At 71.7% G+C, this 20,337-nt stretch carries 18 protein-coding genes; 9 read left to right on the top strand and 9 right to left on the bottom strand.

Translation table 11 applies throughout. From position 1 onward, the window contains the following. Positions 1–17 precede the first annotated feature (17 nt). From pepN to DWB77_RS25015, 3 genes are all read left to right on the top strand, one after another. Positions 18–2,594 carry an aminopeptidase N gene (gene pepN / locus DWB77_RS25025; protein ID WP_120723375.1) on the top strand — a complete coding sequence of 859 codons (2,577 nt, stop codon included), beginning with the start codon at positions 18–20 and terminating at the stop codon, positions 2,592–2,594. Positions 2,595–2,740: 146 nt separating this feature from the next. Beyond that, the gene (locus DWB77_RS25020) at positions 2,741–3,541 is read left to right on the top strand and encodes a helix-turn-helix domain-containing protein (protein WP_120723374.1); all 801 of its coding nucleotides are present in this window, start codon (positions 2,741–2,743) and stop codon (positions 3,539–3,541) included. Further along, positions 3,531–3,809, top strand: coding sequence for a DUF397 domain-containing protein (locus DWB77_RS25015; protein WP_120723373.1), 279 nt, complete (start codon positions 3,531–3,533; stop codon positions 3,807–3,809). The genes DWB77_RS25020 and DWB77_RS25015 overlap by 11 nt, the downstream gene beginning before the upstream one ends. An 87-nt stretch (positions 3,810–3,896) precedes the next feature. Here DWB77_RS25015 and alc read toward each other — a convergent pair whose 3' ends face one another. Continuing rightward, the gene (gene alc / locus DWB77_RS25010) at positions 3,897–5,081 is read right to left on the bottom strand and encodes an allantoicase (protein ID WP_120723372.1); all 1,185 of its coding nucleotides are present in this window, start codon (positions 5,079–5,081) and stop codon (positions 3,897–3,899) included. Positions 5,082–5,214: 133 nt separating this feature from the next. On the opposite strand from alc, the gene DWB77_RS25005 reads away from it, so the two are divergent. Further along, on the top strand, positions 5,215–6,132 hold the full coding sequence (locus DWB77_RS25005) for an aldo/keto reductase (RefSeq protein WP_120723371.1): 918 nt from the start codon (positions 5,215–5,217) through the stop codon (positions 6,130–6,132). 531 nt (positions 6,133–6,663) lie between these two features. Here the strand turns inward: DWB77_RS25005 and DWB77_RS25000 are convergent. The 4 genes from DWB77_RS25000 to DWB77_RS24985 all read right to left on the bottom strand — a co-directional run bounded on the left by DWB77_RS25000 (position 6,664) and on the right by DWB77_RS24985 (position 10,962). After that, positions 6,664–7,572: a LysR substrate-binding domain-containing protein gene (locus DWB77_RS25000; RefSeq protein ID WP_120723370.1), complete on the bottom strand. Its 909-nt coding sequence runs from the start codon at positions 7,570–7,572 to the stop codon at positions 6,664–6,666. A 34-nt stretch (positions 7,573–7,606) separates the two neighbouring features. After that, on the bottom strand, positions 7,607–8,530 hold the full coding sequence (locus DWB77_RS24995) for a DMT family transporter (protein ID WP_120723369.1): 924 nt from the start codon (positions 8,528–8,530) through the stop codon (positions 7,607–7,609). 137 nt (positions 8,531–8,667) lie between these two features. Further along, a complete protein-coding gene (locus tag DWB77_RS24990; protein WP_120723368.1) occupies positions 8,668–9,630 on the bottom strand; it encodes an EamA family transporter in 963 nt (320 codons plus the stop codon). Positions 9,631–9,672: 42 nt separating this feature from the next. Beyond that, a complete protein-coding gene (locus tag DWB77_RS24985; RefSeq protein ID WP_120723367.1) occupies positions 9,673–10,962 on the bottom strand; it encodes an MFS transporter in 1,290 nt (429 codons plus the stop codon). A gap of 129 nt (positions 10,963–11,091) precedes the next feature. On the opposite strand from DWB77_RS24985, the gene DWB77_RS24980 reads away from it, so the two are divergent. Then, a complete protein-coding gene (locus DWB77_RS24980) occupies positions 11,092–11,631 on the top strand; it encodes a MarR family winged helix-turn-helix transcriptional regulator (protein ID WP_120723366.1) in 540 nt (179 codons plus the stop codon). A 418-nt stretch (positions 11,632–12,049) separates the two neighbouring features. Here DWB77_RS24980 and DWB77_RS24975 read toward each other — a convergent pair whose 3' ends face one another. From DWB77_RS24975 to DWB77_RS24965, 4 genes are all read right to left on the bottom strand, one after another. Continuing rightward, positions 12,050–12,289, bottom strand: a complete 240-nt coding sequence (locus DWB77_RS24975) for a hypothetical protein (RefSeq protein WP_120723365.1) — start codon at positions 12,287–12,289, stop codon at positions 12,050–12,052. Between the two features lie 78 nt (positions 12,290–12,367). Further along, positions 12,368–14,368, bottom strand: coding sequence for a 4-alpha-glucanotransferase (gene malQ, locus DWB77_RS24970; protein WP_120723364.1), 2,001 nt, complete (start codon positions 14,366–14,368; stop codon positions 12,368–12,370). A gap of 4 nt (positions 14,369–14,372) precedes the next feature. Beyond that, on the bottom strand, positions 14,373–14,516 hold the full coding sequence (locus DWB77_RS37960) for a hypothetical protein (RefSeq protein WP_162952284.1): 144 nt from the start codon (positions 14,514–14,516) through the stop codon (positions 14,373–14,375). Positions 14,517–14,726: 210 nt separating this feature from the next. Next, positions 14,727–15,263: an HNH endonuclease gene (locus DWB77_RS24965; protein WP_120723363.1), complete on the bottom strand. Its 537-nt coding sequence runs from the start codon at positions 15,261–15,263 to the stop codon at positions 14,727–14,729. 251 nt (positions 15,264–15,514) lie between these two features. Between DWB77_RS24965 and DWB77_RS24960 the strand changes: the two genes are divergently transcribed. The 4 genes from DWB77_RS24960 to DWB77_RS24945 all read left to right on the top strand — a co-directional run bounded on the left by DWB77_RS24960 (position 15,515) and on the right by DWB77_RS24945 (position 20,337). Next, the gene (locus DWB77_RS24960) at positions 15,515–16,600 is read left to right on the top strand and encodes a mechanosensitive ion channel family protein (protein ID WP_120723362.1); all 1,086 of its coding nucleotides are present in this window, start codon (positions 15,515–15,517) and stop codon (positions 16,598–16,600) included. 184 nt (positions 16,601–16,784) lie between these two features. Then, positions 16,785–17,987, top strand: coding sequence for an ROK family transcriptional regulator (locus DWB77_RS24955; protein WP_120723361.1), 1,203 nt, complete (start codon positions 16,785–16,787; stop codon positions 17,985–17,987). Positions 17,988–18,050: 63 nt separating this feature from the next. Further along, complete coding sequence (locus DWB77_RS24950; RefSeq protein ID WP_120723360.1) at positions 18,051–19,385, top strand: ABC transporter substrate-binding protein; 1,335 nt, start codon at positions 18,051–18,053, stop codon at positions 19,383–19,385. Positions 19,386–19,392: 7 nt separating this feature from the next. Beyond that, on the top strand, positions 19,393–20,337 hold the full coding sequence (locus DWB77_RS24945; RefSeq protein WP_120723359.1) for a carbohydrate ABC transporter permease: 945 nt from the start codon (positions 19,393–19,395) through the stop codon (positions 20,335–20,337).

The following is a 20,337-nucleotide window of genomic DNA, read 5'->3' as shown; positions in this document are numbered from 1 at the left end:
CTGAAGGAGATGACCGGGTGCCTGGCACGAATCTGACCCGTGAAGAGGCGCAGCGGCGGGCAGCCCTGCTCACCGTTGACTCGTACGAGATCGAGCTCGATCTGAGCGGCGCACAAGAGGGCGGAACCTACCGTTCCGCGACCACCGTGCGCTTCGATTCGACCGAGGCCGGGGCGGAAACCTTCATCGACCTGGTCGCGCCGACCGTGCACGAGGTTGTCCTGAACGGCGCCTCCCTCGACCCGGCCGCCGTGTTCGACGACAGCCGGATCGCGCTGGCCGGTCTGGAGGCGGGCCGCAACGAACTGCGGGTCGTCGCGGACTGCGCCTACACCAACACCGGCGAGGGCCTGCACCGCTTCGTGGACCCGGTGGACCAACAGGCCTATCTGTACACGCAGTTCGAGGTGCCGGACGCCCGCCGCGTCTTCGCCTCGTTCGAGCAGCCGGACCTCAAGGCGACCTTCCAGTTCACCGTGAAGGCGCCGAGCGGCTGGACGGTGATCTCCAACTCCCCGACCCCGGAGCCCAAGGACGACGTCTGGGTCTTCGAGCCGACGCCGCGCATCTCCTCGTACATCACCGCGCTGATCGTGGGCCCGTACCACTCGGTGCACTCCTCGTACGAGGGCCCGGGCGGGCAGTCGGTGCCGCTGGGCATCTACTGCCGTCCCTCGCTGGCCGAGTTCCTCGACGCCGACGAGATCTTCGCGGTGACCCGGCAGGGCTTCGACTGGTTCCAGGAGAAGTTCGACTGCGCCTACCCGTTCGCCAAGTACGACCAGCTCTTCGTGCCGGAGTTCAACGCGGGCGCGATGGAGAACGCGGGCGCGGTCACCATCCGCGACCAGTACGTCTTCCGCTCGAAGGTGACGGACGCCGCCTACGAGGTGCGCGCCGAGACCATCCTGCACGAGCTCGCCCACATGTGGTTCGGCGACCTGGTGACCATGGAGTGGTGGAACGACCTGTGGCTGAACGAGTCGTTCGCCACCTACACCTCGATCGCCTGCCAGGCGTACGCGCCGGGCTCGAAGTGGCCGCACGCGTGGACGACGTTCGCCAACTCGATGAAGACCTGGGCCTACCGCCAGGACCAGCTTCCCTCCACGCACCCGATCATGGCGGACATCCGTGACCTGGACGACGTCCTGGTCAACTTCGACGGGATCACCTACGCCAAGGGTGCCTCGGTCCTCAAGCAGCTCGTCGCCTACGTCGGCATGGACGAGTTCTTCCAGGGCGTGCAGGCGTACTTCAAGGCGCACGCCTTCGGCAACACCCGCCTGTCCGACCTGCTCGGCGCGCTGGAGGAGACCTCGGGCCGCGACCTGAAGACCTGGTCGAAGGCGTGGCTGGAGACGGCCGGCATCAACGTGCTGCGTCCCGAGATCGCGGTCGACGACTCGGGCGTCGTCACCTCCTTCGCCGTACGCCAGGAGGCCCCCGCGCTTCCCGCCGGCGCGCAGGGCGCGCCCACGCTGCGCCCGCACCGCATCGCGATCGGCCTGTACGACCTCGACGAGGCCGGCAAGCTGGTGCGCACCGACCGCATCGAGCTGGACATCGACGGTGAACTGACCGCCGTGGACGCCTTGGTGGGCAAGGCCCGCCCGGCCGTCGTGCTGCTCAACGACGACGACCTCTCCTACGCCAAGGTCCGCCTCGACGAGGAGTCCCTGCGGGTCGTCACCGAGCACCTGGGCGACTTCACCGAGTCCCTGCCGCGCGCCCTGTGCTGGGCCTCCGCCTGGGACATGACCCGCGACGGCGAGCTGGCGACGCGCGACTACCTGGCGCTCGTCCTGTCCGGCATCACCAAGGAGTCCGACATCGGTGTGGTGCAGTCCCTGCACCGCCAGGTGAAGCTGGCCCTCGACCTGTACGCGGCGCCCGAGTGGCGCGACGCGGGTCTGACCCAGTGGACGGACGCGACGCTGGCGCACCTGCGCACCGCCGAGCCGGGCAGCGACCACCAGCTGGCCTGGGCCCGCGCGTTCGCCGCGACCGCCCGCACCCCCCAGCAACTCGACCTGCTCCAGGCCCTGTTGACGGGCGCGGAGGTCATCGACGGTCTCGCCGTCGACACCGAGCTGCGCTGGGCGTTCGTGGGCCGCCTCGCGGCGACCGGCGTCTTCGACGAGTCGGAGATCGCGGCAGAGCTGGAGCGCGACAAGACCGCGGCGGGCGAGCGCCACGCGGCGACCGCGCGCGCCGCGCGGCCGACGGCGGAGGCCAAGGCCGAGGCGTGGGCGTCGGTGGTCGAGTCCGACAGCCTCCCCAACGCGGTGCAGGAAGCGGTGATCGGCGGCTTCGTCCAGACCGACCAGCGCGAACTGCTCGCGCCGTATTCGGAGAAGTTCTTCGCCGCGGTCAAGGGCGTCTGGGAGTCCCGCTCGCACGAGATCGCCCAGCAGATCGCGGTGGGCCTGTACCCGGCGCTCCTGGTCTCCCAGGAAACCCTGGACGCCACGGACGCGTGGCTGTCCTCCGCCGAGCCGAACGCGGCCCTGCGCCGCCTGATCTCGGAATCCCGCGCGGGCGTCGAGCGCGCCCTGCGGGCCCGGGCGGCGGACGCGGCGGCGTCCGCGTAACGGTTCGCTCGGAGGGTGCGGTCCCTTCTTGGGGCCGCACCCCCACCCCCCTTCGAACACCCTTGCGCGTCACTTCCTGGAGATGAGCGCCCCCGCCCAGGGGTAGCGACCGCCCGAACGGACGCGTCACACAAGGGAGTTGAGCCATGACCAAGGCGTACGGTGAGTGGCTGAGGGAACAGCGGGAACGAGCCGGCCTCACCCAGCAGCAACTGGCCGAGATGGCCATCATGAGCCGCACGCACATCGCCCACATCGAGGCGGGCCGCCGCTGGCCCTCCGAGGACGACGCGAAGCGGTTGGACCGGGCGCTGAACACGGGGAATGTTCTGGTGAGTTTTCTGCCGGACAAGAACGCGCGCCCGGTCGCCGATCACTTCGAGGCCGCCAAGCAGTTCGAGCAACAGGCTTCCATGATCAGGGAGTTCGCACTGTCCTGCGTGCCGGGCATCCTCCAGACGAAGGCGTACGCCCGGGCCGTTCTGAGCGTCAGGTTCCCTCCGCTGAGCGCGGAAGAGCGGGACCAGGCGGTCGCCACCCGCCTGAAGCGCTCCGGCATCCTCACCGATCCGGTGTCCCCGGTCGTGTGGGCGCTCCTGGACGAGACCGTGCTGCACCGCCCGGTCGGTGGCCCAGCCGTCATGGCGGAACAACTCGTCCATCTGGCAGATCTGACGGACGCCGGCCGAATCCGCGTACACGTATTGCCGTTCGGCATGGGCGCGCACCCGCTACTCCTCAGCATGGTGACGCTGATGTGGTTCGAGGACCAGCCCCCTATCGCTTACGTGGAGGGGCTGCACACTGGAACTGTGCACGACTCCCCGGCGCTGGTCGAGCGTTTCCAGGGCACATACGATCTCGCGCTGAGCGATGCGTTGCCACTGAAGGAGTCACTCGCCCTTTTGAGGGCCACAGCGAAGGACTACGAACGCGATGACAACTGACCGCATCATCCCCAGGGCTTCCGCGCTGACCGGTTGGCGCAAGTCCAGCTACAGCGGCCCCGACGAGGGCAGCTGCGTAGAGATCGCGGACACCGACTGGCGCAAGTCCAGTTACAGCGGCCCGGACGAGGGCGACTGCGTCGAGATAGCCGACGGCCACACGACCGTCCCCGTACGGGACTCCAAGAACCCGGATGGCCCGGCGCTGCTCCTCGGCGCCGAGTCGTTCACCGCGTTCATCGACGCGCTCAAGGATTCCGCGCTCTGAGGGCGCCCCGATGAGAACCGCCCGGCGGACGGGCGTCGTACGCGCAACCGTTCCGCCGGGCGGGGGTCAAAGCCGAGTGGACCGGGGTCAGCCGGTCAACTCCGCGTGGCGGCGCCGCAGTTCGGCCGCGCCCGCGTCCGTCAGTGCGCCGTGCAGCCGCATCCGGGCCACCCCGCCGTCGGGGAACGCGTCGAGGCGGACGTGGGTCGCCACCGCCTGGGTGGGGAGGCGGAACCGGTGCAGGGTGTCGGGCTGGAGCCGCGTGCGCGGGATGATCTCGAACCACTCCCCCGTCTCGCCGTCGCGCCCGCTCAGCGCGATCCACCCCGCCGAGTTTCCCTTGAGGTACGCCGTGTCGATCTCCACCGCCTTGATCGCCCCCTGCGCGACCAGCCGGAAGCGCACCCAGTCGTTGGTGTCGCGGACGCGGCGACGGCGGTTCTCCCAGCCGTCGTCCATCTTGCGGGACGTGCCGGGCAGGATGATCTGCGTCGGGGATGAGTAGAACTTGTCCGAAGCGTCCTCGTACGCACCGCCGTTGACGACCGCCACGAGGTCGATCGTGCCCAGGGTGTCGAGCCACTCCGGGTCCGGTACGACCTCGCCGTGCACGCGCAGGCGGGCCACCCCGCCGTCGGGGTGCTGGCAGAGGCGGATGTGGGTGTAGCGGCGGCCGGTGGTGATCTCGAAGCCGTTCTCGGCGTGGCCGCGTACCGGTGCCGGCGGGATGATCTCGTCCCACTTCACGTCGTCCGCCAGCAGCCGCTCGGGGCTGGGCGAGCCCTCGACCGCGGTGGCCTGGACCGAGATCCGCTGCGGGTAGTTGCCGCGGAAGTGCGCCGTGTCGACGACGATGCCCTTGATCACGCCGGGCGCGCCGAGCCGTACGAGGGCCCAGTCGTGGTCCTCCGGGGCGGGGAAGACGTGGTCGGCGTCCGCCCCGCGACGGCGGCGGGTCTCCCAGCCGTCCATGATCTTGCCCTTGTGCCCGAAGTGCTCCGGGTCGAACACGGCGGGCTCACGGACGAGGAGGTTCTCGCGCTCGGCGAAGAACTCGTCGTTGGCGGCGATGACTCCGGCGCCGAGCCTGCGGTCCGCGAGGTCGACGAGGTCGGTGAACGCGAAGTCGCCGGCGCGGTAGTCGGCGTACGGGTCGCCACCGCTGTAGGGCGCGGCGTCGTTGGCGTGCGGGTCGACGGTGGAGGCGGTCTCGGCGGTCTCGGCGGTCTGCGCGGTCTGCGCGGTCTCGGTGTTCTCGGTGGCAGGGGTCATGGTTTGACTTTCGCCGCCACCACCGCTCACGTCCATCGAAAGTTTTCGCATGGTCTCTTCAGTCGAGCTGAACAGTCGTGGCAGCTTGTGGCCATTTCGCGGCACCCCGCGTCCGCGCTGCCAGACTCCCGCCATGACCACCACCTCAGAGACGATCACCGCGGCCGCCGCGGGCAGCTGGCAGCTCGGCGACCTGACCGTGAACCGGATCGGCTTCGGCACGATGCGGTTGCCGCAGCGGGGCCCGGCCCTGCGCGCCGACGCCGTCCCCCGCGACCGGGCGACGGCGATCGCCGTCCTGCGCAAGGCGGTTGAGCTCGGCGTGAACCACCTCGACACCGCCGCGTTCTACTTCTCGCCGCTGCGTTCCGCGAACGAACTGATCAACCGGGCGCTCGCCCCGTACGCGGACGACCTCGTCATCACCACCAAGGTCGGGCCCTGCCGGCTCCCCTCGGGCGAGTGGGGCGAGCACGCCAGGACGCCGGGGGCGCTGCGCGGGCAGGTCGAGGAGAACCTGCGCCAGCTGGGCCGTGACCACCTGGACGTGGTCAATCTGCGGATCGTCGGCGGCGATTCGATCGCCGAACGCTTCGGCGCGCTGGCCGAGTTGCGCGAGGCGGGCCTCATCCGGCACCTGGGCCTGTCCAATGTGCGCCCCGCCCACCTCGACGAGGCCCTCGCCATCGCGCCCGTCGTCTGCGTGCAGAACCCGTACGGCATCGGCGCGCCCGCCGAGCAGGAGGAGATGCTGCGGCTCTGCGGTGAGCGGGGCGTGGCGTTCGTGCCGTTCTACGCGATCGCGGGGGTCGGGCGGGAACGGGGGGCGGGGGCGGGGGGTGCCGGGGGTGAGGACGAGGAGGTGCTGGCCGTCGCGCGGGAGCGGGGGGTGAGCGCGGCTCAGGTTCGGCTCGCCTGGACGCTTGGGCGTGGGGCGCATGTTCTGGCGATTCCGGGCACGGGCGATGTCGACCACCTTGTCGACAACGTCGCGGCGGGTGCGCTCCGGCTGACCCCCGCCGAACTGTCCCGCCTGACCCGAACCCCCTGAGCCAACCCCCTGGGGCTCCGCCCCAGACCCCGAGCACATTGACCCACCCACCCGCCCGTGACGGGCATTGAAGGGTTCGGCCCCTGGGGCTCCGCCCCAGACCCCGTTCGCGCCTAAAGGGCGCTCGTCCTCAAACGCCGGACAGGCTGAGGTGGCCGATGCGGGCCCGCACCGAGTAGCTAGGGGCGCGAGGCACTGCGCGACCTGCCCCGTCCGGGCCCGCACCGGTTCTGCCAGGGGCGCGGGGAACGGCGCGACCAGCCACCCGCGGCCCGCAGACGAAAACGGGTTTGGGGGCGCGGGGAACTGCGCGAGACGCGGGCACGGTCCGCACACGACCGGGGGTTTCAGGGGCGCGGGGAACTGCGCGAGACGCGGGCACGGCCCGCACACGACCGGGGGTTTCAGGGGCGCGGGGAACTGCGCGAGACGCGGGCACGGCCCGCAGGAGCAAGCGGGTTTAAGGGGCGCGGGGAACTGCGCAAACCGGGGTGGGCCCGGGCCCAAGCCGCGCCCACCCCCGCGGACGCGCTACGCGGGGCGCCCACCCGCAACCTCCCGAAGCGCACCCAGCACACGCCCCACCGCCGGCCCCCCCTCCGCCCCCCGCCGAACCGCCGCCACCACATGCCGCCGAGGCTGATCCGCGCTGAGTATCCGCGTCGTCACCCCCGCACGGCGGTCGGCCGCCGCCATCCGGGGGACCAGGGCCACCCCCATCCCCGCCTCCACCATGGACAGGATCGCGGTCCAGCCGGCCGCGCTGTGGGCCTGTTCGGGGACGAAGCCGGCCGCCTCGCAGGCCGCCGTGGTGATCTCCGACCAGGGACCGCTGCCGCCGAAGATCCACGGTTCGTGGGCCAGGTCGGCGAGGCGCAGGCCGGGCTCCGCGGCGAGCGGGTGACCGGTGGGCAGGGCCACGTCGAGGGGGTCGGCGAGCAGCGGAAGGAGTGCGAACTTGGGGTCGCGGGCGCTCGGCGCGTGGGCCGCGAGCGACAGGGCGAGGTCCACCGACCCGGCCGAGAGCAGCTCGAACGCCTCGGCCGCCTCGGCCTCCCGCACCCGTACCTGAAGCGCCGGATGGCTGTCGCGCAGCGCCCGTACGGCCGGCACGACAAGCGCGGGCACGGCGGTGGAGAACGCCCCGATCCGCACCTCACCCGCCTCCCCTTGCAGATAGCCCGCCAACTCGGCGTCCGCACGCTCCAGTTGGGCGAAGACGACCTCGGCGTGGCGCAGCACCAGGTGGGCGGCGTCGGTGAGGCGGACGCGTCGGCCGTGCGCTTCCAGCAGGGTCACACCGAGCTGTTTGGCGAGGTTGGACAGCTGCTGCGAGACCGCCGACGGCGTCATCAGGAGTACCTCGGCGGTCGCGGTCACGGTGCCCTGCTCGCGCAGGGTCCGCAGGATGTGCAGCTTCTTGATGTCCCACTCGCTCATGGGACGCAACATACCGGCGCCTTCGCGGGGCGGTTCACCTGCGGGATCCGAGTACGACCCCGCCGAGGATGAGCGCCATGCACAGCAGTTGGGCCGGGCCCGTCGTCTCGCCGAGCAGCGGGTAGGAGAGCAGGGCCACACAGACCGGCTGGAGGTAGTAGACGACCCCGGCGCGGGCGGCGCCGATCAGGGAGATCGCCTTGTTCCAGGCGAAGAAGGCGAGGGCCGAGGAGAGCACCCCGACGTAGAGGAGCGGCCCGACGGTCGCGGGCGTCGCCGCGAAGCCGCCCTGGGTCGCCAGGCTGACACCGTACGCCGGAGCCAGCATGAGCGCGCCGAGCACAAAGGTGGCGAACAGGAAGGCGAGCGGCCCGAGTTGGGCCGGCCGACGCCGCAGCAGCACGCTGTACGAGGCGAAGCTCAGGGCCGCCGCGACCATCCACACATCTCCTGCGGCCAGGTCGAGAGTGAGCGATCCGCCGCTGACCAGCAGCAGCACCCCCGTCACGGCGACGAGCAGGCCGACGGTGCGTCGGGCGCCGAGCCGGCCTCCGGTGAGGCGTTCGTGGACGGCCATCAGAACCGGCGAGGCGGCCATGATCATGCCCATGTTGCCCGCCGAGGTGGACGTCCCGGCCTGGTTGACGAGGGTGTTGTACACGGTGATGCCGAGCAGAGAGGCGAGCGTCAGATAGCCCAAGTGGCGCCGGATCAGGGCGCGTTGGCGCCAGGCCTCGCGGAGCGCGAAGGGGGCGACCGCGGCGATGGCGATCAGCCAGCGCCAGAAGGCGGCCTGGACGGGCGGCACCGAGTCGTGCAGGGCCCGGGAGGCGACGAAGCTCCCGGACCAGACGACCGTCGCGACGGCCGCGAAGACGAGCCCGAGCCCGGAGGCCCCGCCCACCTTCTCGACTGCGGCGGCGCGCGGTGTGCTGCGGACTCGGTCCAGGACGGTCACGATGACTCCGTTTCGGTGCGGCGGGGGCGGAGGGGCGGGGTGTCGCCCTACCGTCGCACCGTGCCACTCATCGCGTCCATCGAATGTTTTTGTCTAGTCCGTTCAGAATTTATGAAGAGTGAGGGATCAGAGGGACTTCAGAGGGACTTGGCCAGGCCTGAGGGCTTCTTCGGGGCGGCTGGGATCTCCGGCGCCTCCGGAGCCGCGGGCTCCCTGGTCCCCGGCGCCGTCGCCGCCCGCAACGGCTTCGGGGCGGCCTGCCCGGCCAGCGTGGCGCCGAAGGCGATCGCCATGCCGAGGAGCTGTACGGGAGCGAGGGCCTGGCCGAGCGCCGCCCAGCCGATCACCGCGGCCGTGAGCGGCGAGAGCGGGCCGAGGAAGGTGACCGAGGTCGCGGTCATGCGGCCGATGCCGCGGAACCAGAGCCAGTACGCGACCGCCGTGTTCACCAGGGCGAGGTAGACGTAGCCTGCGATGTTGCGTCCGTCGAGCGCCGGCGGCGCGCCCTCCACGAAGAAGGCGATCGGCGCGATGAGGAGTCCGCCCGCGGTGAGCTGCCAGCCGGTCATGACCAGCGGGCCCGTCCCCTCGGGGCGTCCCCAGCGCTTGGTGAACACGGTTCCGGCGGACATCGAGGCCGAGGAGCCGAGCGCGGCGACGACGCCGATCGTGTCGAAGGCCCCGGCCGCCTTGAGGACCACGAGGCTGACCCCGAGCGCGGCGGCGATGCCGGTGAGCAGGGTCCGCAGGGTGGGCTTCTCTCCCAGGAACAGGGCGGCGAGGCCCGCCACCCAGAGCGGGCCCACCGAGCCGATCACCGCGGCCATGCCGCCGGGCAGCCGGTAGGCGGAGAGGAACAACAGCGGGAAGAACGCGCCGATGTTGAGCGCGCCCAGCACCACCGCCTTCCACCACCACTCCCCGCGAGGGAGCCGTCTGGTGAGCGCGAGCAGCGCAAGGCCGGCGGGCAGCGCCCGCATCATGCCGGTGAACAACGGCCGGTCGGCGGGGAGGAATTGGGTGGTGACGTAGTAGGTGGAGCCCCACGACATGGGTGCGAGGGCGGTGAGGGTGACGGTGACGAGACGGTTCTTGTTCATGGCGTGGGTTCCTGTCCGGGGTGGGTCTGGAGGGGGAGGGATTCAGCCGGTGGCGACAGCGACCCGCACCCCCCTCCCGGCGGGAATGACCCGCACCGCACCGCCCGGCAGCACCCGCTCCAGGCGCACCACGATCGCCGCCGCCACCAGTGAGGTGACGACCAGCACCCCCCAGGGCAGCCGGCCGTCGACCGCCATCAGGGCGGTGAAGAGCGAGGGTGCGAGGGCCGCGGACAGCGACCAGGAGAGCTGGTACGCCGCGAGGTAGCGCCCGCGCAGCGCCTCGGGCGCGGCGGCGACGGACAGCGCGCCCGCCGACGGGCTGTGGACGAGTTCGCCCAGGGTGTAGAGCGCGACGATGAGCAGCAGCGCCCCGGCGAGCACGAGCCCCGAGCCGGGCCGGAACGTACCGAGCACGATCTGTGCGGCGAACGCGGCGGCGAAGAGGACCGAGCCGAGGGCTGCGGAGCGGGTGCGGCGGGCGCCGCGGGAGCGGACCCGGGCGGCGACCACGACCCCGCCGGCCGCGCACATCACGGTGTTGAGCGTGAACGCGATGCCGGTGAGGGCCTGGGGTCCGCGCAGCCAGGTGGTGATGTACAGCGGGAAGAGCACCGAAAGCGCGGCGTAGCCAAGGGAGTTGAGGAAGTTGGCGGCGGTGAGTCCGAGGAAGGGCCGGTCGGCGAAGACCTGGCGGTAGCCGGCGGACGGGAGGACCTCGGCCGCGACGGGGGCCCGCCGTTCGGCCTTGACGCCCCGCATCAGGAGGGCGGCGAGCACGAAGCTGGCCGCGTTGAGCCAGGCCGCCGCGGTGAACCCGGCGTTCCCGCCGAACCCGACGATGAGCGAGGCGAGCAGCGAGCCCGCGCCGAGGCCGCCGTTGCGCAGGGCGCGCGAGGAGGCCTGGAGCCGGTCGCCGTCCGCGCCCTGGGCGACCTCGCCGATCAGGGACTGCTGCACGGCGGGGAAGGCCCGCTCGCCGAAGGCGGTGGCGAGCGCGACGACGGCGAAGGCGGGCAGTGAGTGGGCGAAGGGGTAGAGCAGGAAGCCCGTGCCGCGCACCCCGTACAACAGGAGCTGGACGCGCTGGGCCCCGTACCGGTCGACGGCCGCCCCCGCGATCGGTAGCGCGCCGAGCCCGAGCAGGCCGACGACGGTGAGGACCAGGCCCACGGTGGCGAACGAGAGTCCGGTGACGTGGTGGAAGAAGACCAGGCTGAACGGCACGTACATCCCCGAGCCGGTCGCGTCGACCGCCATGGCGACGAGCATGCGGCGTTCTCCGGGTATGCGCGGGGTGCGGGTACGGGTGCGGCTGCGGAACGTGCGCATGGGGACTCCGGGGCGAGGCGGTGGTGGTGGCGCGGGCCTTTCGCTTGGCGCAAAGTAGCTTACCTCTAAGCTACTTTCCGTCAAGCAACTTTCTTGCGCCCGACCGACCCCGCTCGGATACTGGAACCCATGAATCCGCCCCAGAGCACTCCCGTGCCCCCGACGCCCCCGCCGGCCGAGGTCTCCTCGGACGCCGTGGACGCGATCACCGCGCAGTGGGCGGCGGTCCGCCCGGACCTCGAAACGCTGCCGATGGCCGTGTTCGGACGGATCTACCGCATCGCGCGGGCGATGGGCGACCGGATGGAGAAGGAGTACGCGCGGTTCGGCATCGGGCGCGGCGAGTTCGACGTCATCGCGACGCTACGGCGCTCGGGCGAGCCGTACACGCTGTCGCCCCGGCAGCTCTCGGCGACGCTGATGCTCACGACGGGGGGCATGACGGGACGCCTCGACAAGCTGGAGCGGGCCGGGCTGTTGGCCCGCAGCCCCGACCCCACGGATCGGCGGGGGCTTCGGGTGACGCTGACGGAGCGGGGGTTGCGGTTGGTGGACGAGTCCGCGGCGGCGGGGTTGGCGGTGCAGGCGGAGGTGCTGCGGGCGGGCCTGACGGAGCCGGAGTCGACCCAACTCTCCACCCTGCTGAGAAAGTTGCTGGCCGCGCTTTGACGCCCCTTCCGCCTGCGCGCCGCGCGGGGCTGGTCGCGCAGTTCCCCGCGCCCCTAAACCCGCTCGCACCTGCGGACCGTGCCCGCTTCTCGCGCAGTTCCCCGCGCCCCTAAAAGCCCGGTCACGTGCGGACCGTGCCCGCTTCTCGCGCAGTTCCCCGCGCCCCCAAGACCCGTTTTCGGCTGCGGGTCGTGCGTGGCTGGGCGCGCAGTTCCCCGCGCCCCTTAAATGCTCGGCGCTGGCCAGCACCTACAGCCCGTCCGGCGATTGAGGACGAGCGCCCTTAAGGCGCGAACGGGGTCTGGGGCGGAGCCCCAGGGGCCGAACCCTTCAATGCCCGTCACGGGCGGGTGGGTGGGAAAACGCCGACGCCCGTTCCGCTTACCGGGGGCGCGGAACGGGTTGGGGGCCGGGCGGGCTACGCCTTGGGGGCGGGCTTTCGGGACTTGTCCAGGACCATGACCAGGCCGGCAATGATCGCGAACAGGGCGATCGGCGCGACCACGAACAGACCGATCGTGTCGATCACGCTCAGACCGGCCCCCGGGTCATCACCGTCATCGCGCGTAAGCGCAAGCGCCGGGGACGACATGAGCAGCATCATCAGCGTCGTACCGGCTGCTACGGCGCCGGCGCGCAGGGCGTTCTTCTTGTCCACGGTGCAAACGTAGCGAACGCCCGCGCGGCCCGCGCGCCCGGGGGTGCCGTACGGGCCCCGCCCCCACCGGCGCCCCCCTCAGGGCTCCCCCGCGAACACCCGCATCAGCGCATGCAGCCGGGGCGAGGCCACGATCGCCTCCAGGGTGAGGGGCCCCGCGTCGGGCCCGGCCACCGGCAGGCGCCAGTTGGGGTACTGGTCCCAGGTGCCGGGGAGGTTCTGCGGCCGGCGGTCGCCGACCGCGTCGGGCAGCCACACCCCGACCATGCGCGCCGGGGTGCGCAGCAGGAAGCGGTGGACGGCGCGGATCTCGGCCTCCTCGTCGCCGGGGGCGTCCGGGAGCAGGCCGAGGCGTTCGAGGTGGCCGAGCCACTCGGTGACCTCCGCGCGGGCCGCGCCCTGCTCCTGGGCGAGCGGGCCGGTGAGCAGCCCGAGGCGGTGGCGGAGCTGGACGTGTTCGCCGGTGAGGCGGGCCGCGGTGGAGGGCAGGTCGTGGGTGGTGGCGGTGGCCAGACAGCCGGACCGCCAGGCCTCGGGGGCGAGCGGACGCCCGTCGCCGGCCCAGTCGCGTTCGAACCAGAGGACCGAGGTGCCGAGCACCTCCCGCGCTGCGAGGGCCTCGCGCACGCCGGGCTCGACCGTGCCGAGGTCCTCCCCTATTACGACGGCGCCCGCCCGGTGCGCCTCCAGGGCGAGGACGGCGAGCATCGCCTCGGCGTCGTAGTGGACGTACGTGCCGTCGGTGGGCGGATGCCCCTCGGGCACCCACCACAGCCGGAACAGGCCCATCACATGGTCGATGCGCAGGGCGCCCGCATGGCGCAGCAGGCCCTGGAGCAGGTCCCGGTAGGGGGCGTAGCCGCGGGCGGCGAGCACGTCGGGGCGCCAGGGCGGCAGGCCCCAGTCCTGGCCGTGCGCGTTGAAGGCGTCGGGGGGCGCCCCGATGGACATGCCGGGTGCGAACGCGTCCTGCTGCGCCCAGGCGTCGGCGCCCTCGGGGTGGACGCCGACCGCGAGGTCGTGGACGACGCCGACCGGCATGCCGGCCTCGCGGGCGGCGCGCTGGGCCGCGGCGAGCTGGGTGTCGGTCAGCCAGGCGAGCCAGGAGTGGAAGGTGACGCGGTCGATGAGTTCGCGCCGGGCGCGGGAGGTGGCGGCGGACCGGGGATCGCGCAGCCCCTCGGGCCAGCGCCGCCAGTGCGGCCCGTACCGCTCGACGAGCGCGCACCAGGTGGCGTGGTCCTCCAGGGCCTGGCCCTGCTCGGCGAGGAAGTCGCAGTAGGCGGCGCGGCGGCCGGGCCCGAGCGGCACCCGGTGCACGAGTTCGAGGGCCTCGCGCTTGACCTCCCACACGGCATCCCGGTCGATCAACTCGCCCTTGGACAGCACCCGTTGGCGCAGTCCCGCGGCGCGTTCGGTCAGCTCGTCGAGTGCGGCGCGCTCGGTGACGTGGGCGTACTCGGGGATGTTCTCGACGCGCAGATGGACGGGGTCCGGGAAGCGGCGCGAGGACGGCCGGTAGGGCGACGGGTCGGTCGGCGCTCCGGGCACCGCCGCGTGCAACGGGTTGACCTGCACGAATCCGGAGCCGAGGGTGCGGCCTGACCAGGCGGCGAGTTCGGCGAGGTCCCCGAGGTCGCCCATGCCCCAGGAGCGGGTGGACAGCAGCGAGTAGAGCTGGACGAGGAAGCCGTGGGTGCGGCCGGGGGGCCCCGGCACGGCCGGGGGCGCGACGATCAGCGTCGCGGTCGCGGTGCGGCCGTCCCGGTGGCGTACGTCCAACTGGTGGACGCCCAGCGGGAGTTGGGCCACCGGCGTTCCGATGACCGTCAGCTCGTCGCCGAGGCCCGGCACCGTTCCGTCGCCGCGGCGTACCAGAGTGGGGGGCAGCAGCCGGGTCAGGTCGGCGGCCTCGGCGTCGGCCAGGGCCCGGTGCACCGCGGCGGGCGTCGAGGCGTCGACGCCGAGCGCCGCGAGGACGGCGACCACCGTGGCCTCGGGCACGGTGACGGTGAGGCCCGGCGACGGGGAGTACGACATGGCCACGCCGTGCCGGGCGGCGAGCCGGGCCAGCGTCATGGCGTCAGAACCCCGCGGCAGCGGCGACCGGTGTCGGCTCGCTGGTCAGCGGGGCGGTCTCGCCCATGGGGGGTTCGCTGATGAGGGGCTCGGCGTCGGCCATCGGGGGTTCGCTGGTCAGCGGCTGCTCGGGCGCGGTGGCGACCACGGAGGCCTCCAGGTTCGATGGGGGGCAGGAACAGGGATGCCCTACCCAGCGAACAGCCCGCCAGACGTACCGCCGCACACAAGCTCGTACCGAGTCCATCACACCAGACATACCAGACACATCGGCCCGTGGCACCGACGCCTTCGGCGGATGGGTGACGGGCCCGTCACCCATCGCGTCGCCGGGCGGGACGAAGAGGCCCGGATCGCGTCAGGCGGAGATGCCGTCGATCCGGGCCAGGGCGTCGTCCGCGCCGAAGGGTTGGAGGTAGGGCAGCCAGCGTGGGTCGCGGTGCCCGGTGCCGATGATCCGCCAGGCGAGGCCGGTGGGCGGGGCGGGCTGGTGGCGCAGGCGCCACCCCAGCTCCATCAGGTGGCGGTCGGCCTTGACGTGGTTGCAGCGCCGGCAGGCGGCGACCACGTTCTCCCAGGCGTGCTGGCCGCCGCGGCTGCGCGGGATGACGTGGTCGACGCTGGTTGCGACGCCACCGCAGTACATGCAGCGACCGCCGTCCCGGGCGAACAGGGCACGGCGGGTCAGCGGAACGGGCCCCCGGTAGGGGACCCGCACGAATCTTTTGAGCCGGACCACACTGGGGGCGGCGACGGCACGGGTCGCGCTGTGCAGGAAGGCGCCGGACTCCTCGAGGCTGACGGCCTTGTTTTCGAGGACGAGGACGAGCGCGCGGCGGAGCGGTACGACGCCGAGGGGCTCGTACGACGCGTTGAGGACCAGGACGTGCGGCACGGGTGCCTCCTATTACGCCGGCGGCGCGTGGCTCGCGCCGGGACGATCTGCTCTCCAGTCTCTCCTCATGGCTGGTCGAAGCGCCACCACGTCCGGGTAACGGGCTCGAAGTGTTTTCGACCACACCGCCTTCTTTACCCCGCGTGGCGGCGCTCTCCCCCGAACACGTCAACGGGGCACCCCGCTTGCCCCGTTAGTGTGGTGGGTCTGCCATCGCCTTCGCCGGCACCGCAACGCTGGAGGTTCCTGCCGTGAACTGGTCCGCCGTCCTGGCCGACGGATCGCCGCCGCCCACCGCACCCCCGACCCTTCAGGACGCCCAGAAGTCGGCCACCGAGGCGGCGGGCTGGGTGGAGCAGAACTGGTCGACGTGGCTGTACGTCGGATTCCGCATCCTCCTGATCATCGTCATCGCCTCGGTCCTGCGGGTCCTGGTCCGCCGGGCCCTGACGAAGCTGATCGACCGGATGAACCGCAGCGCCCAGGCCGTCGAGGGCACCGCGCTCGGCGGGCTGCTCGTGAACGCGGAGCGGCGCCGCCAGCGCTCGGAGGCCATCGGCTCGGTGCTGCGTTCGGTGGCGTCCTTCCTCATCATGGGCACGGCCGCCCTGATGGTGCTGGGCGTCCTCAACATCGACCTCGCGCCGCTGCTCGCCTCGGCGGGTGTGGCCGGTGTGGCGATCGGTTTCGGCGCCCGCAACCTGGTCACGGACTTCCTGTCCGGCGTGTTCATGATCCTTGAGGACCAGTACGGGGTGGGCGACTCGATCGACGCGGGGGTCGCCTCCGGCGAGGTGATCGAGGTCGGTCTGCGGGTGACGAAGCTGCGCGGCGCGGACGGTGAGATCTGGTACGTCCGCAACGGCGAGATCAAGCGCATCGGCAACCTGTCGCAGGGCTGGGCGACGGCCGGGGTGGACGTCCGGGTCCGCGCGAGTGAGGACCTGGAGCGGCTGCGTACGGTGATCAACGAGGCGACGGAGTCCCTGGCGAAGGACGAGCCGTGGAACGAGCGGCTGTGGGGCCCGGTGGAGATCCTCGGCCTCGACGAGGTGCTGCTGGACTCGATGGTGGTCCGCGTCTCGGCGAAGACCATGCCGGGCAAGGCGCTCAGCGTGGAGCGGGAGCTGCGCTGGCGCATCAAGATCGCGCTGGACGCGGCGGGCATCCGCATCGTGGGCGGGCTCCCGCTCGCGGAGGAGCCCCCGGTCGTCGACCCGTCCGCCGCCGTCGCCGCCCCCTCGGCGCTGGCCAACCCGACCTCCCCGCAGTCCCTGGCCACGACCCCGATCCCGAACCCGGCCCCGAACAGCGCGAGTTCGAACCTGTCGAAGTAGCGGCAGCCGCCTCTCCCCGCCTCCTCCCGCTCCCCGTGCCTCACCCCGCCTCCCGATAACGCTTTGATAGCCGCGTCCCCTTCCCATTGACGTGCCACCGACGGGCGCCCTACGTTCCTCCCAACGAATAGGAAACTTTCCTAACAGTGATGTGGGAGAGAGCGAAGGGGGAGGTGGATCCGTCGTGGCCGGTACTACCCCGGGAACTCCGCGCGTACTCCGCGCCATGAACGACCGCGCCGCGCTCGATCTGCTCCTGGAGCACGGGCCGCTCTCGCGCACCCGCATCGGCAAGCTCACCGGGCTCTCCAAGCCGACCGCCTCCCAGTTGCTCGCCCGTCTGGAGGCCGCCGGCCTGGTCGTCGCCACCGGCACGACCGAGGGCCGCCCGGGCCCCAACGCCCAGCTGTACGCGGTGAACGCGAGCGCGGCGCACGTGGCGGGCCTCGATGTGACGCCCCAGCGGATCCGCGCCGCCGTCGCCGACGTGGCGGGCGGCGTGGTCGGGGAGTTCGAGGTCGCCACCCCCGGACGCCGCGCCGATTCCGTGGTGCGCCAGGTCACCGACGCGCTGGACGGGGCGGTGAAGGCGGCCGGGCTCGCCCGGGCCGACGTCCACCGGGCCGTCATCGGCACCCCGGGCGCCTTCGACCCCGGCACCGGCCGGCTGCGCTACGCCTCCCACCTGCCGGGCTGGCACTCCCCCACGCTCCTCGACGAGCTGGCCGCGGCGCTGCCGATGCCGGTCGAGTACGAGAACGACGTCAACCTCGCCGCCATCGCCGAGCAGCGCCTGGGCGCGGCCCGCGGGCACGAGGACTTCGTACTGCTGTGGAACGAGGGCGGGCTCGGCGCCGCCCTGGTCCTCGGCGGCCGCCTGCACCGCGGCTTCACCGGCGGCGCGGGCGAGGTCGGCTTCCTGCCGGTGCCGGGCGCGCCCCTGGTACGGCATGTCACCAAGGCGAACTCGGGCGGTTTCCAGGAGCTGGCCGGCGGCCAGGCCGTGCCGCGCCTGGCCCGTGAACTGGGCGTCGCCGACATTCCGGCGGGGCCCTTCAACGACGTGGCCGCCGCCCTGATCACCCGGGGCGCCGCAGCCGCCGAAGGCCCCGAGCACGCTCTCCTGAAGGCCTTCGCCACCGCGCTCGCCACCGGCCTCGCCTCCCTCGTCGCGGTGCTCGACCCCGAACTCGTCGTGCTCTCCGGCGGTCTGCTGACCGCGGGTGGCGAGCCGCTGCGCGCGCTCGTCCAGAGCGAGCTGGGCGAGCTGGCCGCCTCCCGCCCCCGGCTCGTCATCGGCGAGGTGACTCAACTCCCCGTTCTGCGGGGCGCGTTGGAAGCCGCCCTCGCCACCACCCGCGACGAGGTCTTCGACACCACCCGCTGAACCGCCCCGCCCCACCATCCCCGCCCCACCACCCCCTCCACCCCCTCCCCGGGAGACACCGCCATGCCCGCATTCCGCCGGAAGTCGGCCGCCGTACTGGCCGCGACCGCCTCCATAGCCCTGTTCGCCTCCGCGTGTACGGGCCAGAGCAGCAGCGCGACCGACGACGCGTCCAAGGACACGACGATCACCTTCTGGCACGGGTGGAACTCCCCCGGCGAGGCCGCCGCCATCCAGGCCGACGTGGACGCCTTCCAGAAGGCGCACCCCAACATCCACGTCAAGGTCGTCGGCGGCATCAACGACGACAAGATCAACCAGGCGCTGCGCGCGGGCGGCTCCAACTCCCCGGACGTGGTGTCGTCGTTCACCACCAACAACGTCGGCAAGTTCTGCTCATCCAACGCCCTCGTCGACCTCGCGCCGTTCCTGAAGAAGGACGGCATCGACCCGGCGAAGACGTTCCCCAAGACGATGAACGAGTACACCCAGTTCAACGGCAAGCGCTGCACGCTCCCGCTGCTCGGTGATTCCTACGCGCTGTACTACAACAAGGACGCGTTCAAGGCGGCCGGCATCGACGGGCCGCCCACCACCTGGTCGGAGTTCGAGGCCGACGCCAAGCTGCTGACCAAGCCGAAGGGCGACTCGTACGAGCAGCTCGGCTTCATGCCGAACTACCACGGCTACGAGACGACGACCGAGCACTACCTCGCGCAGTGGTCGCCGACGTACTTCGACGCCAGCGGCAAGTCGAACATCGCCAAGGACCCGGCCTTCGAGAAGGGCCTCGCCTTCCAGAAGCAACTGGTGGACGGCCTCGGCGGCTTCACCAAGCTGGAGAAGTTCCGCGCCTCCTTCGGCGAGGAGTACGGCGACACCAACCCGTTCAACACCGGGCAGGTCGCGATGGCGATGGACGGTGAGTGGCGGCTCGGCATGGCGCTCGCCGCCAAGCCGAAGTTCGACATCGGGGTGGCGCCGCTGCCCGTGCCCGACGGCCAGAAGGCCACCCACGGCAAGGGGTATCTGACCGGCACCATCGCGGGCATCGCCGCGACGTCGAAGAAGCAGAACGCCGGGTGGGAGCTGGTCAAGTTCCTGACCACCGACACCGACGCGGTGGTGGACTTCGCCAACGCCATCCACAACGTGCCGTCCACCCTGGACGCCCTCAAGTCGCCGAAGCTGACGGCCGACCCGCGCTTCAAGACCTTCCTGGACATCGCGCAGAACCCGAACTCCACCACCACCCCGGCCTCCTTCAACGGCGGCCAGTACCTGGTGTCGCTCCAGAACCTCGGCTACGACGTGGAGAGCGGCAAGCAGGGCGACATCAAGGCGGGGCTCGCCAGGACCGCCCAGGAGATCGACGCCGCGATCGCGCAGGCGAAGTAGCCCGGCCATGAGCACCCCGTACACACTGCGCGCCAAGCACCGCCGCTCGGCGCTGCGCACCCTGGCGTTCCTGTCGCCCTGGCTGATCGGGTTCTGCGTCTTCTTCGCCTACCCGCTGATCTCCACGGTCTCCTTCTCCTTCACCCACTACGACGGCTTCAGCCCGGCCACCTTCAGCGGCCTCAAGAACTGGTCGTACGTCTTCAACGACTACCCGCTGTTCTGGCCGGCACTGCGCAACACCCTGTGGCTGGTGGTCGTCATGGTCGCCTGCCGGGTGGTGTTCGGGCTCGGCATCGGCATGCTGATCACCAAGATCAAGACAGGGGTGGGCGTCTTCCGCACCCTGTTCTACCTGCCCTACCTCGCCCCGCCGGTCGCCGCGACCCTCGGCTTCGTCTTTCTGCTCAACCCCGGTACCGGGCCGGTCAATTCGCTCCTCGGCGACCTGGGCATCCCGGCGCCGGACTGGTTCACCGACCCGTCCTGGTCCAAGCCCGCGCTCACGCTGCTCGCGGTGTGGGGCGTCGGCGACCTCATGGTCATCTTCATGGCCGCGCTGCTCGACGTGCCCAAGGAGCAGTACGAGGCCGCCGATCTGGACGGGGCGCGCGCCTGGCACAAGTTCCGCTACGTCACCCTGCCGAACATCTCGCCCATCGTGATGTTCGCCGTGGTCACCGGCGTCATCCAGGCGATGCAGAGCTACACCCAGCCGCTGGTGGCGGGCAAGGTGGCCTCCGGCGTCATCGGCAACTCGGGCCAGCCGTTCGAGCCCGGCTATCCCGACAAGTCGACGCTGACCCTGCCGCAGCTCGTCTACAACCTGGGCTTCCAGCGTTTCGACTACGGCTCCGCGTGCGTGGTCGCCCTCGTCCTGTTCGCCCTCTCCATGGCCTTCACGGCGCTGCTCATGAAGCGGCGCGGCGGTCTGATCCAGGCAGGTGAGTGA

It is taken from the genome of Streptomyces hundungensis (assembly GCF_003627815.1).
Lineage (GTDB): Bacteria > Actinomycetota > Actinomycetes > Streptomycetales > Streptomycetaceae > Streptomyces > Streptomyces hundungensis_A.
The sequence above is the reverse complement of the archived record's forward strand: the minus strand, read 5'-3'. Positions and strand labels throughout refer to the sequence as shown.

What these genes read in the sequence shown, in the direction of transcription:
- DWB77_RS25020 (WP_120723374.1), top strand. Translation starts at nt 2,741, where the DNA reads ATGACCAAGGCGTACGGTGAGTGGCTGAGGGAACAGCGGGAACGAGCC.
- DWB77_RS25015 (WP_120723373.1), top strand. Translation starts at nt 3,531, where the DNA reads ATGACAACTGACCGCATCATCCCCAGGGCTTCCGCGCTGACCGGTTGG.
- alc (WP_120723372.1), bottom strand. Translation starts at nt 5,081, where the DNA reads ATGACCCCTGCCACCGAGAACACCGAGACCGCGCAGACCGCGCAGACC.
- DWB77_RS25005 (WP_120723371.1), top strand. Translation starts at nt 5,215, where the DNA reads ATGACCACCACCTCAGAGACGATCACCGCGGCCGCCGCGGGCAGCTGG.
- DWB77_RS25000 (WP_120723370.1), bottom strand. Translation starts at nt 7,572, where the DNA reads ATGAGCGAGTGGGACATCAAGAAGCTGCACATCCTGCGGACCCTGCGC.
- DWB77_RS24990 (WP_120723368.1), bottom strand. Translation starts at nt 9,630, where the DNA reads ATGAACAAGAACCGTCTCGTCACCGTCACCCTCACCGCCCTCGCACCC.
- DWB77_RS24985 (WP_120723367.1), bottom strand. Translation starts at nt 10,962, where the DNA reads ATGCGCACGTTCCGCAGCCGCACCCGTACCCGCACCCCGCGCATACCC.
- DWB77_RS24980 (WP_120723366.1), top strand. Translation starts at nt 11,092, where the DNA reads ATGAATCCGCCCCAGAGCACTCCCGTGCCCCCGACGCCCCCGCCGGCC.
- malQ (WP_120723364.1), bottom strand. Translation starts at nt 14,368, where the DNA reads ATGACGCTGGCCCGGCTCGCCGCCCGGCACGGCGTGGCCATGTCGTAC.
- DWB77_RS24950 (WP_120723360.1), top strand. Translation starts at nt 18,051, where the DNA reads ATGCCCGCATTCCGCCGGAAGTCGGCCGCCGTACTGGCCGCGACCGCC.
- DWB77_RS24945 (WP_120723359.1), top strand. Translation starts at nt 19,393, where the DNA reads ATGAGCACCCCGTACACACTGCGCGCCAAGCACCGCCGCTCGGCGCTG.